Source organism: Crassaminicella thermophila (assembly GCF_008152325.1).
Classification (GTDB): Bacteria; Bacillota; Clostridia; order Peptostreptococcales; family Thermotaleaceae; genus Crassaminicella_A; species Crassaminicella_A thermophila.
Map to the genome: position 1 here is coordinate 2,694,225 of NZ_CP042243.1, position 13,036 is coordinate 2,707,260.

Annotated in this window: 14 protein-coding genes; all 14 read right to left on the bottom strand. The window is 33.1% G+C overall.

Annotation, left to right across the window (positions count from 1 at the left end):
- Positions 1–142 precede the first annotated feature (142 nt).
- Positions 143–1,282: a non-hydrolyzing UDP-N-acetylglucosamine 2-epimerase gene (wecB, locus tag FQB35_RS13650; RefSeq protein ID WP_148810404.1), complete on the bottom strand. Its 1,140-nt coding sequence runs from the start codon at positions 1,280–1,282 to the stop codon at positions 143–145.
- A 60-nt stretch (positions 1,283–1,342) separates the two neighbouring features.
- Complete coding sequence (locus FQB35_RS13655) at positions 1,343–2,374, bottom strand: glycosyltransferase family 4 protein (RefSeq protein ID WP_231701805.1); 1,032 nt, start codon at positions 2,372–2,374, stop codon at positions 1,343–1,345.
- Positions 2,375–2,447: 73 nt separating this feature from the next.
- Entirely contained in the window at positions 2,448–2,894 is a 447-nt protein-coding gene (locus tag FQB35_RS13660) for a deoxycytidylate deaminase (RefSeq protein ID WP_148810405.1), read from the bottom strand.
- Positions 2,895–3,276: 382 nt separating this feature from the next.
- Positions 3,277–3,906, bottom strand: coding sequence for a uracil phosphoribosyltransferase (upp, locus tag FQB35_RS13665; protein WP_148810406.1), 630 nt, complete (start codon positions 3,904–3,906; stop codon positions 3,277–3,279).
- Between the two features lie 21 nt (positions 3,907–3,927).
- On the bottom strand, positions 3,928–4,377 hold the full coding sequence (rpiB, locus tag FQB35_RS13670; RefSeq protein ID WP_148810407.1) for a ribose 5-phosphate isomerase B: 450 nt from the start codon (positions 4,375–4,377) through the stop codon (positions 3,928–3,930).
- An 85-nt stretch (positions 4,378–4,462) separates the two neighbouring features.
- Positions 4,463–4,924 (bottom strand): low molecular weight protein arginine phosphatase, encoded by a 462-nt coding sequence (locus FQB35_RS13675; RefSeq protein WP_148810408.1) that lies wholly within the window; start codon positions 4,922–4,924, stop codon positions 4,463–4,465.
- Between the two features lie 4 nt (positions 4,925–4,928).
- Entirely contained in the window at positions 4,929–5,984 is a 1,056-nt protein-coding gene (locus FQB35_RS13680; RefSeq protein WP_207707404.1) for an L-threonylcarbamoyladenylate synthase, read from the bottom strand.
- A gap of 74 nt (positions 5,985–6,058) precedes the next feature.
- Positions 6,059–6,775 carry a ZIP family metal transporter gene (locus FQB35_RS13685; protein ID WP_148810410.1) on the bottom strand — a complete coding sequence of 239 codons (717 nt, stop codon included), beginning with the start codon at positions 6,773–6,775 and terminating at the stop codon, positions 6,059–6,061.
- Positions 6,776–6,868: 93 nt separating this feature from the next.
- Positions 6,869–8,026: a cation:proton antiporter gene (locus FQB35_RS13690; protein ID WP_148810411.1), complete on the bottom strand. Its 1,158-nt coding sequence runs from the start codon at positions 8,024–8,026 to the stop codon at positions 6,869–6,871.
- A 193-nt stretch (positions 8,027–8,219) separates the two neighbouring features.
- Positions 8,220–9,287, bottom strand: a complete 1,068-nt coding sequence (gene prfA, locus FQB35_RS13695; protein WP_148810412.1) for a peptide chain release factor 1 — start codon at positions 9,285–9,287, stop codon at positions 8,220–8,222.
- Positions 9,288–9,385: 98 nt separating this feature from the next.
- A complete protein-coding gene (gene prmC / locus FQB35_RS13700) occupies positions 9,386–10,261 on the bottom strand; it encodes a peptide chain release factor N(5)-glutamine methyltransferase (protein ID WP_148810413.1) in 876 nt (291 codons plus the stop codon).
- A complete protein-coding gene (locus FQB35_RS13705; RefSeq protein ID WP_148810864.1) occupies positions 10,252–11,133 on the bottom strand; it encodes a DUF1385 domain-containing protein in 882 nt (293 codons plus the stop codon). Before FQB35_RS13705 ends, prmC begins: the two co-directional genes overlap by 10 nt.
- A gap of 170 nt (positions 11,134–11,303) precedes the next feature.
- Complete coding sequence (gene rpmE, locus FQB35_RS13710) at positions 11,304–11,504, bottom strand: 50S ribosomal protein L31 (protein WP_148810414.1); 201 nt, start codon at positions 11,502–11,504, stop codon at positions 11,304–11,306.
- A 108-nt stretch (positions 11,505–11,612) separates the two neighbouring features.
- Positions 11,613–12,938, bottom strand: coding sequence for a transcription termination factor Rho (gene rho / locus FQB35_RS13715; RefSeq protein ID WP_148810415.1), 1,326 nt, complete (start codon positions 12,936–12,938; stop codon positions 11,613–11,615).
- Between the last annotated feature and the right edge of the window lie 98 nt (positions 12,939–13,036).

Below are 13,036 nucleotides of genomic sequence, written 5' to 3' on the forward strand. Positions count from 1 at the left end.
CCACATCTCTTTAAGTTTATTTTATAAAAAAACTTCCTTCTTGGCAATTACTATTTTTTGTCGATTTTGTGAATGTTTTATTATTTTCTGTATATTTTGGATATATTCTTCTAAATTCTTTAAATTTCTAAGGAAAACGTTATCAGTTGTACCTATTACCCGCTGGAATAAAATATTTTTTAATACTTTCTACAATTCTTTCTGCTGCTTTTCCATCCCCATAAGGATTTATAGCATTTGCCATTTCATTATAAGCTTTTTCATCATTGATTAACTCATTAGTAAGTGAGAAGATTTTCTCTTTTTGTATACCTGCCATCTTTACAGTCCCTGCCTTTACCGCTTCTGGTCTCTCTGTTTCTGTTCTTAGTACAAGTACAGGTTTTCCAAGGGATGGTGCTTCTTCCTGAATTCCTCCTGAATCTGTTAAAATCAAATGGGCTCTTGCCATTAAATTTGCAAATGGTTCATAATCTAGGGGTTCAATTAAATTAATCCTATCAATATTTCCTAATATTTCATAAGCTAAATTTCTTACCTTTGGATTTAAATGAACAGGAAATACCACTTCTACATTTTCATTCTTTTCAACAATTTCTTTTATAGCAGAAAAAATATTTACCATTGGCTGCCCTAAATTTTCTCGTCTATGAGCTGTCATTAAAATCACTTTTTTATTACTATAATCAATGCAGTTTAATCGTTCATCTGAAAATTTATATTTTTTATTTACCACCTGAAGCAATGCATCTATTACCGTATTTCCTGTTATAATAATATTTTCTTCATTAATTCCTTCTTTTAACAGATTCTCCTTATTTCCTTTAGTAGGTGCAAAATGAAGGTGGCTTAATTTGCCTGTAAGGGTTCTATTCATTTCTTCAGGATAAGGAGAATACATATTATGACTTCGTAGTCCTGCTTCCACATGTCCTACCTTTACTTGTTGATAAAATGCAGCTAATGCTCCTGTAAAAGTAGTTGTTGTATCTCCATGAACTAATACCATATGAGGTTTTACTTCCTTTATAATCTTCTCAAGCCCCATTAAAGCCCTAGAAGTAATTTCACTTAAAGTTTGGCCTGCCTTCATTATGTTTAAATCATAGCCTGGTTGAATATTAAATAATGTAAGTACCTGATCAAGCATTTCTCTATGCTGTGCCGTCACACAAGTAATAGACTCAATAAAATCATCTTTTTCAAGACTTTTCACAACAGGAGCCATTTTAATAGCTTCTGGCCTTGTTCCAAATATAGACATAATCTTTAGCTTCTTCATGCCTCTTCTCCCCTTTTAATTTCCTATTTAAGCAAAAAACCAGGAAAATCATTCCTGGCATTATTCTTTATGACTACTTTTTTCTTTCTCAAATCTCTGCATACCCATACTAATATACATAAGAGCACTCGCAGCAATAATAAGAAATAGAGAATCCCATGATTTGCTGCTGCTCATAAGGGCTGCACTTACTCCAAAAACACTACTGATTGCATAAAGAATTAAAACTGTTCTTTTCTGCCCCATTCCTGTTGAAAGCAACTTATGATGAAGATGTCCCTTATCAGGTTGCATAATAGGTCTTCCATTGATAGCTCTTCTCAAAATAGCAAAAGTTGTATCAAAAATAGGAAGTCCTAATGCAAGTACAGGAACTACTGTTGCAATAGCTGTAGCCCCTTTTATTAAACCGTCTATAGATATAGCTGCAAGCATATATCCTAAAAAAAGAGAACCTGTATCTCCCATAAAAATTTTTGCTGGATTAAAGTTATAAGGTAAAAATCCCATCGAAGCACCAGCAATTGCCAAAGTCATAATTGCTGTCTCATATCTTCCGTTTACATATGCTACATAAGAAAGGGATAATGCTGCAATAATCGCAACTCCTGCAGCCAATCCATCTAATCCATCAATTAAATTGATTGTATTTGTAATTCCCACAATCCAAAATATTGTAACAGGTATGCTAAGAAGTTGAAACTTTATTTGTATATCTGTAAAAGGAATATTCAATTTTCCGATTTTCATACCACAATAAACCAAAATAATGGCACTAATTAATTGGCCAGCGAGTTTCGTTTTTGCAGACAAAGGTTTTATATCATCAACAATTCCCATAAGGACAATAAGTGTTCCTCCAATAAGCATGCCTATCATTTTTTTATCTAAAGGCAAAGCTACTAACACACTGACTAAAAACCCTAAATAAATAGCCAGTCCACCCATTCTTGGAATCGGACTTTTATGTACACGCCGATCATCCTTTGGTACATCTATAGCTCCAAGCTTATAAGCAAGCTTTTTGGCTAATGGCGTCATCATAAAGGATATGACTGTCCCTATAAAAAATACAAAAAAGTATTTATTCACAAAAAACACTCCTTAATTTTCACATGTACATAGTCATTTTACAGCAAAAACCAAAAAAACTCAATGGCAAAAACTACTTGTCATCAAATTGTATTAATTCTATTCCTGCTTCTTTGAGTATATTCATAGAAAGCTCATCTGGATAAGTCCCTTTGAAAATAATTTTTTTAATGCCTGCATTAATAGCCATTTTTGCACATAATATACAAGGCTGTAGCGTTACATATAAAGTAGCTCCTTCTATGCTCACACCATGATATGCTGCTTGAATAATAGCATTTTGCTCTGCATGAAGTCCTCTACAAAGTTCATGTCTTTGCCCAGATGGAATCTTTTGTTCTGCTCTCATGCATCCTATGTCTAAACAGTGAGCAGTATTTGTAGGTGCTCCATTATAACCTGTAGATAATATTCTTTTATTCTTTACAATCACAGCACCCACCTTTCTTCTTAAACAAGTGGATCTTGTTTTTGCTATTTCTGCCATTTTCATAAAATATTCATCCCAATTTGGCCTCATCTTCTAATCCTCCTCTTATGTAGGTTCATATCCTAAACTCTACTTTTAATATTCTACATATTTTTATGTATTTCCTTTAAGTTTTTTAATTTGAACGAAGTGAATTTTGAAGGTTTAGTATTTTTTCATGGAATGAAGTTTTGTTTTTTCAAAAGTTATCTGGAATGAACGTGTCTTTATATTTCATTTTGAAGTTGTTTATCTATCATAGAATGTATATACTTTTTTAAAAAAGTGCCATTACATTATAATATGCATCTAACACTTATTTTGATACACTTTATTTAATCAAAAGTTATCCACAGATTTTAAATTTTATAATTTCCTAACTAATAAAAAAGAATAGATTTCGATTAATCTACTCTCTATTCTTTAAATATTTCTATTTTGTTCCGAATAATCTATCTCCTGCATCTCCAAGCCCTGGTACAATATAAGCATGATCATTTAGCTTTTCATCCACAGCAGCTACATAGATTTCTATATCAGGATGTGCTTCTTTAACAGCTTTTACTCCTTCTGGCGCAGCGATTAAACACATTAATTTGATGCTTGTAGCCCCTCTATCTTTAATAAATTGGATAGCTGCATTTGCTGATCCTCCTGTAGCAAGCATCGGATCTACTACAATCAAATCTCTTTCATGTATATCAACAGGAAGCTTGCAGTAATATTCAACAGGCTCTAAAGTTTCTGGATCTCTATAAAGTCCTATATGACCTACTTTTGCAGCAGGAATTAAACTAAGCATTCCATCAACCATCCCAAGACCTGCTCTTAAAATAGGAACTATTCCTAATTTTCTTCCAGCTAATACCTTTGATTTTGTTTTGCATACTGGTGTTTCGATTTCTACTTCTTCTAAAGGAAGATTTCTTGTTACCTCATATGCCATAAGCATTGCAATTTCTTTCACTGCTTCTCTAAATTCTTTTGACCCAGTATTTTTATCTCTTATTAAAGTAAGCTTATGTTGGATTAACGGATGATCCATTATAAATACCTTTTCCATCCTGCGCATCTCCTCTCAATATTATTTTGCATATTTCTTTTCAATATCACCAATTAGATTTACTCTTCTTTCATGTCTTCCACCAGCAAATTCTGTATTCAACCAAACTTCTACAATTTTTAGGGCTAATCCTTGTCCGATTACCCGCTCTCCTAAAGCTAATACATTAGCGTTGTTATGCTCTTTTGACATTTGTGCTGAAAAAGTATCAGAAACAACAGCACATCGAATGCCAGGCACTTTATTTGCTGATATGGATATACCAATTCCTGTTCCACAGCAAACAATCCCTCTTTGATATTCACCTGAAACTACCGCTTCTGCCACCTTCATACCGAACTCTGGATAATCTACAGATTCTGTAGAATTTGTTCCAAAATCTTCATACTCTATACCTTTTTCCTCAAGATACTTCTTAATGGCTTCTTTTAGGTTATATCCACCATGATCACTACCTAAGGCGATCTTCATATGCAACCCTCCATTCGTTATTTGCCGTTCTGATTTTATGCTACAATCCTTTCATTGTCAAGTCTTTTATTGATATTCATTTTTATTAAATTTTACCTATTATCTTCTTAACCAATACTTTTAACCCTTCCTCTATTTCCTTTGCACATTCTCTGTATACGCAAACTGACTGCCCAAAGGGATCTAGGATATCACCTAGTTCTCCTGCATATTCCTTTAGTGTATATACCTTTTCTTTTGCATTAGGTGCTATTTGAAGTATTTGATTTTTATGATTTCTTGTCATAGTCAAAATCAAATCTGCTTCTTCAATCAACTCCCTTGTAATAGGTGTTGCTTCATGCGTATTTAAATCAATTCCTTTTTCCTTCATTACCTCTATTGCATTTTTAGAAGCTTTTAATCCTTTCATAGTAGCTGTTCCAGCAGAAATAACCTTAATTCCTTTTGTTTTTTCTCCAGCTTCTTTAAGCATTTTTTTAAACATTCCTTCTGCCATACTACTTCTACAAGTATTCCCAGTACATACAAAAAGAATAGTTTTCATACTTTCACCCTCCAATCTTTATTACATTATATCCTGCAGCTTTTACCATACGATTCATAACTGCATGTCCTAAAAATTTTTGTTCAATACTTTCTGCAAATATAATATCTACTCCTTCTTCATCAAAACGGCGAAGCACTGCAAAAAGATTATTTGCAATAGATGCTAAATTTTTTCTACTTCCCATAGATAAAATTACTGCGTCTTTGTAGTTTTCTTTTGTTTCATCCGTACACATAATTCCTACACGAAATCCTTTATTTTCTTTTTCTTCCTTTAGCTTTTTAATATGTTCAACAACCTCATCAATATTGCCTGATATAATAACAACATCTGCTTGAGGTGAATAATGTGTATACTTCATTCCAGGTGATTTTGGTATAAGATGCTCATGGCCTTCTTCTATGGCTTTATCTACTTTCACTTGTCCTAATACTTCTTCTAATTGCTCTTTTGTAACACCACCAGGTCGTAAAATCATCGGAACATCTTCTGTTACATCGACTACAGTAGACTCAAGTCCTACATTACAGCTTCCTCCGCTTATAATTGCATCTACTTTCCCTTTTAAATCTTTTATGACATGCTCTCCTTGCGTTGGACTCGGTTTTCCAGATAAATTTGCACTTGGTGCTGCAATAGGTACACCTGCCATTTGAATTAATGTTTTTGCAATAGGATGAGAAGGCATTCTAATAGCTACCGTATCTAATCCTGCAGTAATAATATCTGGTACCTTCAATGACCTTTTAAAAATAATTGTCAAAGGACCAGGCCAAAACCTTGCCATTAATTTTTTTGCATTTTGGGGTATTTCTTTTACCAAATATTTTAGATCTTCTAATTTAGCAATATGTACAATAAGGGGATTATCTGAAGGTCTTCCCTTTGCCTCAAATATTTTTTTTACAGCTTCTTGATCAAGAGCATTTGCTCCTAACCCATAAACGGTCTCTGTAGGAAAGGCAACAGTTCCCCCATTTTTCAATGTTTCTGCTGCAAATACTAACCCATCTTTTTGAATGTTTTCAGGGTCTATTTCAAAAATTTTTGTTTGAATCATTTGTATCACCTCATATACATTAGGGCTTAAATATCTTTCATTATTATACACCAATTTCTTACTTCTTAAAATTACAATTTCTTTGATATGACAATTCCTACGATAAACCCAATTAAAAATCCGAAGCTTGATGCTCTTTTAAATTTAAAACAAAGAGACTTTGGTATTAACTCCTCACAAGTAATATAAAGCATAGTTCCTCCAGCAAATGCCAGACAAAAAGCTATAAAATTTGTAGATATTTCTCCTAAAATTGCTCCAATAAAAGCACCTAATCCCATAGGAATACCAACTAAAATAGTATACAAAAAAGCCTTTACTCTACCTATTCCCCCAATGCGCATAGGAGTTGCCATGGATATTCCTTCAGGCATATTATGAAGTGCAATAACAATAGATATGCCAATCCCTAATTGTTTTGTAGCCATAAATCCTGACCCAATTGCTAATCCTTCAGGAAAATTATGCAGTGCAATTCCAATCCCTAACAATATCCCCATTTTTGCAAAACTCTCACTATTTTCCGGAAGAATTGTATCTAGACATACAATCGCAAAAACCCCTGCTATAATCCCTCCTATACCTACATATAATTGCCCAATCTCAAAAGCTTCAGGCAATAAATCAAAACACACCACTGCCAGCATAAGTCCACTAGAAATTCCTAAAATAAAACTTAAAAATTTGTTACCAGGATTTCTTATAAAAAAAGCAATCAGTCCTCCTAAACCCGTTCCAATCATTCCAACAATCAAACCGATTAGTGCAATAAAAAATATTGTATCCATCCTTTTACCCCCAAAGAAACTTTTTTCTATATATATTCCTCAAGCTTCTTATATATACAAAAGCCTGCAAACTTATTGTTTACAGGCTTTTATTTAAGTAGCTTTTTGTTTTTCTTCCTCTTTAAAAGAAGCTTTCAGCAAAGAAGGAGTTATTAAAGTTGTAAAAATCACAAGTACAATAGCCGACGCAAATTCTTTATCTCCGATTAAATTCATTTTCAAACCAAGACTAGCAATAATCAAAGAAACTTCCGCTCTAGGAACCATTCCAATCCCAACTTGAAAAGCATGTTTTGCGCTAAAACCTGTTAGTTTTGCACCCCAACCACACCCAATAATTTTTCCTATAATTCCTAATGCGAGCAGCAACATGCTAAAAGCTAATCCATACCCAATAGTGCTTAACTCTACGCCTAATCCAATAGCTACAAAAAATATAGGGGTAAATATAGTATTAGAAACCAACTCAACATCATGAGATATTTTATGTCTATAAGGTGTCATAGAAAAAATAACCCCGGAAAAATATGCTCCTGTAATCGCTGCAACTCCAAGTTCTTCTGATATAAACGCAAGTATTAAGCAAGTTATTATTGCATAAGGCACAATTCTTCTTCTCACATTAACCCTATCAGATATTTTAAATAATATTTGCACTAAAATATATCCTATAACAATAGTTATTAGGAAAAACAAAAGAATTTTTAAAATAACAATAAAGACATTACTACCAGTCCCTGGTCTTACCATACCTACTACAATTGTTAAAAGAATAACACCGATAATATCATCTATAATAGCTGCTCCTAAAATTGCTACCCCTTGCCTTGTCTTTAACTGGCCTATTTCTTTAAGGGTTTGGACAGATATACTAACACTTGTGGCAATAGAAATAAGACCTAAAATAATACTACTTATTAAGTTTCCACTGATTAAATAAGCTGCACCACTAACCAAAATCAAGGGAGCCAATACACCTGCTACTGCAATTGCTGTAGAAGATTTTCCAGAAGCCCTCAATTCATTGACATCCGTTTCTAGCCCTGCAATAAACATAAGAAACACTACGCCAATTTCTGCTAAATAATGGACCAACTCTGTCTTTTCTAAAATCCCCATCCCTAAAAACATCCCTGCCAAAATCTGTCCTAATACAGCAGGCTGCTTCAATTTTTTACTAATAATTCCTCCTATATTAGCTCCTAATAAAAGAATCCCAATGTGTAATAGAAAAGCTACTTTTGACTCCACTTCTACCCACTTCTTTCCGCGTTAATGTTCAGAAACAAAATATCATTTTCAAATAATTAATTATTTGTATTTTTCTGAAAATATATTATAATTTAATAGTTTACCACTCTCATATTTATTTTGCAAGTAAAAATAAGTATATCTTTAAGAAAAAAATACTGAAGGACAACACCCTTCAGTATTCAAAATATCTTTATACAACTTGTTTTAATTTTTCTGCTTGATCTATAGTAATTAATGCATCTAAAATTTCATCAATATCTCCATCTAAGAAATAATCAAGCTTATATAGAGTCATGTTAATTCTATGGTCTGTAACACGTCCTTGAGGGAAGTTATAAGTTCTAATTCTTTCGCTTCGATCTCCTGTCCCTACTTGACTTTTTCTTTCCTCTGCAATTTCTGCTTGCTGCTCTGCAAGCATCTTATCATATAATCTAGCCTTTAATATTTTAAACGCTTTTTCTTTGTTCTTAAGCTGAGATTTTTCATCTTGACAAGAAACAACAATCCCTGTAGGCATGTGTGTAAGTCTTACAGCAGAGTCTGTTGTATTAACACTCTGACCACCATTTCCAGATGAACGGAACACATCCACACGAACATCATTTGGATTGATTTGAATTTCAATATCATCTACTTCGGGAAGTACAGCAACCGTAGCTGTTGATGTATGAATTCTTCCTCCTGACTCCGTCGTAGGAATTCTTTGTACTCTATGCACACCACTTTCATATTTTAGCCTTGAATAAGCACCTTTTCCTTTTATCATAAAAACAACTTCTTTTACACCACCAACCCCTGTTTCGTTTAAGCTCATCATCTCTACTTTCCAACGATTTCTTTCTGCATATCTAGTATACATTCTTAGCAAATCTCCAGCGAAAAGTCCTGCTTCATCTCCACCAGCACCTGCTCTTATCTCAACAATAACATTCTTTTCATCATTTGGGTCCTTTGGTACTAAAAGCAGTTTTAATTCATTTTCTATAGGCTCTATTTTATCTTCTAGCTCTCCTAATTCCATTTTTGCCATTTCTCTTAATTCTTCATCATTGCTTTCCTCTAATATAGCTTTTGCTTCTTCAATACCTTCTTTTACCTGTTTATATTCTTTATACTTATTTACAATAGGTTCTATTTCAGCAAGCTCTTTTATATATTTCTGCCATTCTGATTGTTTATTGATAACCTCAGGGTCTGAAACTTTTTGGCTTAGATCATTATACTTATCCTGCAAAAAATCTAATTTATCGAACATCTATTTCACCTCGCAATTTTATTCTAACAGCTTATTATATCATTTTTCTTGTATTTTCTCAATGGAGGAGCTTTCCTGTCATTATTTTATTTCCTTTATTAGGAATTATTCATAATCCCAGTTACAACCCTCTCAATTCCTGCTAAATCCTTTATCTTTTTAATATTCTTATAGCACCTTTTTCTTTCCATCATATTCTTTACTGCCTCTGCTTGATCATGACCTACCTCTAGAGCAATAAGTCCATCATTTCTTAAAAAGCAGCTTGCTTCATCAATAATCCTTCTATAATAATCTAATCCATCGATCCCGCCATCTAATGCAAGTTTTGGTTCATATTTTGAAACTTCAATCTGGAGCTTTTCAATTTCATTCTTTGGAATATATGGTGGATTTGAAACAAGTATATCAATCCTTCCTTCTAGCTTTTCTTTTCTTAAAGGTTCAAATAAATCTCCTTCTAAAAAAGAAATATTGCTTGCATGATTAGAAGCTGCATTTTTCTTAGCAATTTTAAGAGCCTTCTTAGAAATATCTACCCCATATACAAAAGAATTAGGGATGTATTTTGCAATACTTACTGTAATAGCACCACTACCTGTACCTATATCAACAACATTTATCCGATCATTCTTAATATTTTTTGCCCACTCTATTACGGTTTCTACTAATATTTCTGTATCAGGCCTTGGTATTAAAACACCTTCTTCTACATAAAAATCTAATCCCATAAATTCCTGTTTATTTATAATATATTGTACAGGCATGCCCATTAATCGCTTCTGAATAAGTTCTAAAAATCTGCTGTACTGCTCATCTGTAAATACATAATTTCGGTTTGTATATAAAAATAATCTATCTTTTTTCAAAACGTGACACAAAAGCACCTCTGCATCTAACAGAGGTGTTTGAACACTAGTTTTTTCTATTTTATCTACTGCTTCTTTTAGAGCTTGTTGGATATTTACTGCCAAAGGTCCTCCTCCTTGTCATCAATCAATACATTTTTCATAGCAGCAATAGCTACCTCTAGCTGACTATCATCTGGTTCTCTTGTTGTTAGTTTCTGTAGGTATAATCCTGGATAACTGATAATACGTACAAATTTAGATTGACTTTTTCCTGCCCATCTTATAATCTCATAAGATATTCCTGCAACTATTGGCATCAAAATGAATCTAGATAAAACCCTTACCAAAGGATTCGGCCATCCGATCATTGAAAATAATAATAAACTAACGAGCATTACAAAAACCAAAAAGCTTGTACCACATCTTGGATGCAGAGTAGGAAACTGTCTTGCATTTTCAACTGTTAAAGGAAGACCGTTCTCATAGCAGTGAATAGTTTTATGCTCTGCCCCATGATACTGAAATACTCTTTGAATATCCTTCATTCTAGATATTAAACTTACATACCCTATAAACAACAGAATTCTTAATATACCCTCTGCCATATTCAATAACCAAGGGTTTTGTACTTTTGTCTTTAAAAAATTTATTACAACAGTAGGAAATATTATAAAAATTAGCATACCCATAAGGATTGCCATAAATACAGAAAAATAAATCAATATATCACTAGCCTTGTCTCCAAAGGTTTTCTCTACCCACTTTTCAAATTTTCCTTTTTCTTCTTCACCACTTTCTTCCTCAAAAAATTCTGCAGAGTATGTGAGTGACTTTACACCTGTTACCATAGAATCAAGTAATGCAATCATTCCTCTAATAACAGGCGTTTTGCTTAAAGTACTTTTTGTCATTCCCTTTACTTGCTCTTTCTTTATAACAATCTCATGATCTGGTTTTCTAACAGCAATAGCAATATCTTTCGGGCTCTTCATCATAACTCCCTCAATCACTGCCTGCCCACCAATATTTGTTGGTTTAGCCTGCTTTACAAAAATTTTTTCAAAATCCAAATTGATCTTCCTTTCAAATTTTACATTTTCAACATATGCAACAAAGGTTAGAGATTGCTATCCCTAACCTAAAATTATCAAAAATCATTCTATTATTACTTGATACCGTATTTTTGTTTGAATCTTTCAACACGTCCACCTTGTGTAACAAACTTTTGTTTGCCTGTGAAGAATGGATGACATGCTGAGCAAATTTCTACCCTGATTTCTTCTTTTACTGAACCTGTTTCAAATGTATTTCCACAAGCACATTTTACAACCGCTTTTTTGTAATCTGGATGGATTCCTTGTTTCATGCTATTCACCTCTTTCTTTTGCCTTTCATTATATATCAATAATTATTCATCTTAATTTTCAACTATTACATTATAGCATAGCTACTATAATAGTTCAAGGACTTTTTTTTAAAGTTTACTCCTCATTTTTTCCACAAATTCCATATTTGTCTTGCTTTCTGTAAGCCTACTAATTATACTTTCTGTTACTTCTTGTATTGGATTATTAGACATAGCTCGTCTAATATTCCAAATCACTTCTAACTCTTTTTGGTTTAAAAGAAGTTCTTCTCTTCTCGTACCTGATTTATTCAAATTAATAGCAGGGAATATTCTTTTTTCTGAAAGCTTTCTATCTAAATGAAGCTCCATATTTCCTGTACCCTTGAATTCCTCAAAAATTACATCATCCATACGGCTCCCTGTATCAACCAAAGCTGTAGCAAGAATTGTTAAACTTCCACCCTCTTCAATATTTCTAGCTGCACCAAAAAATCTTTTTGGTTTATGAAGCGCTCCAGGGTCTAAACCCCCTGACAAGGTTCTTCCAGTAGAAGGTATTGTCAAGTTATAAGCACGTGCAAGCCTTGTAATACTGTCTAATAAAATAACAACATCTTTTCCATGTTCTACAAGTCTTTGAGCTCTATTCAAAACCATTTCTGCAACCTTTATATGATGGCTTGGAAGCTCATCAAAGGTAGAATATATAACTTCACCATCAATAGATCTTTGCATGTCTGTTACTTCTTCTGGTCTTTCATCTATTAGTAGTACAATAATTTCAATGTCTTTGTGCTTTTGAGATATACTATTTGCAATTTTTTTAAGCAATATTGTTTTTCCAGCCTTAGGTGGGGCTACAATAAGACCTCTTTGTCCTTTTCCTATAGGTGCAATTAGGTCAATAAGCCTTGTAGACAGGTCTGTAGGATTATATTCAAGTGTCATTCTTTCATTGGGATAAATAGGTGTGAGATTATCAAAGTTTGGTCGCTTCGCAGCAATTTCAGGATTGTCATTATTGACTTTTTGTACATATAGAAGAGCTCTAAATTTTTCGCCACTTTTTGGTGGTCTTGTAATTCCTAATATTTTATCTCCAGTCTTTAAATTAAATCTTCTTATTTGAGATGGTGATACATATACATCTTCATCACTTGTAAGAAAATTATAAAACCTTAAAAAACCAAACCCGCCGTCAGTAATTTCTAGTACTCCCTCTACTGTATCCACTTCTGCACTATTGTTGATTTCATTGTTAATCTTTTCTGGCAGTCTATCACGATCCATATCAATCTTTTTATCTTCTGCTTCTCTTTCTTCTTTCGGAAAAGCAGTAATCAATTCAATTAGCTCCTGCTTTTTATATTTCGTGACATTTTTAATACCAAGCTTTTTTGCTATCTCTCTTAGCTCGTCCAGCTTCTTTTTTTCTATATCAAATAAATCCAAAAATCGCACCTCCGTTAATATGCACTTGAAGGCTGTATCCAGCCCTCAAGTGTGATTTCATACATAAATAGAAAAACCTTTAGTTGTTACAATTGTAT

What these genes read in the sequence shown, in the direction of transcription:
- wecB (WP_148810404.1), bottom strand. Translation starts at nt 1,282, where the DNA reads ATGAAGAAGCTAAAGATTATGTCTATATTTGGAACAAGGCCAGAAGCT.
- FQB35_RS13660 (WP_148810405.1), bottom strand. Translation starts at nt 2,894, where the DNA reads ATGAGGCCAAATTGGGATGAATATTTTATGAAAATGGCAGAAATAGCA.
- upp (WP_148810406.1), bottom strand. Translation starts at nt 3,906, where the DNA reads ATGGAAAAGGTATTTATAATGGATCATCCGTTAATCCAACATAAGCTT.
- rpiB (WP_148810407.1), bottom strand. Translation starts at nt 4,377, where the DNA reads ATGAAGATCGCCTTAGGTAGTGATCATGGTGGATATAACCTAAAAGAA.
- FQB35_RS13675 (WP_148810408.1), bottom strand. Translation starts at nt 4,924, where the DNA reads ATGAAAACTATTCTTTTTGTATGTACTGGGAATACTTGTAGAAGTAGT.
- FQB35_RS13685 (WP_148810410.1), bottom strand. Translation starts at nt 6,775, where the DNA reads ATGGATACAATATTTTTTATTGCACTAATCGGTTTGATTGTTGGAATG.
- prfA (WP_148810412.1), bottom strand. Translation starts at nt 9,287, where the DNA reads ATGTTCGATAAATTAGATTTTTTGCAGGATAAGTATAATGATCTAAGC.
- FQB35_RS13705 (WP_148810864.1), bottom strand. Translation starts at nt 11,133, where the DNA reads ATGATGAAGAGCCCGAAAGATATTGCTATTGCTGTTAGAAAACCAGAT.
- rpmE (WP_148810414.1), bottom strand. Translation starts at nt 11,504, where the DNA reads ATGAAACAAGGAATCCATCCAGATTACAAAAAAGCGGTTGTAAAATGT.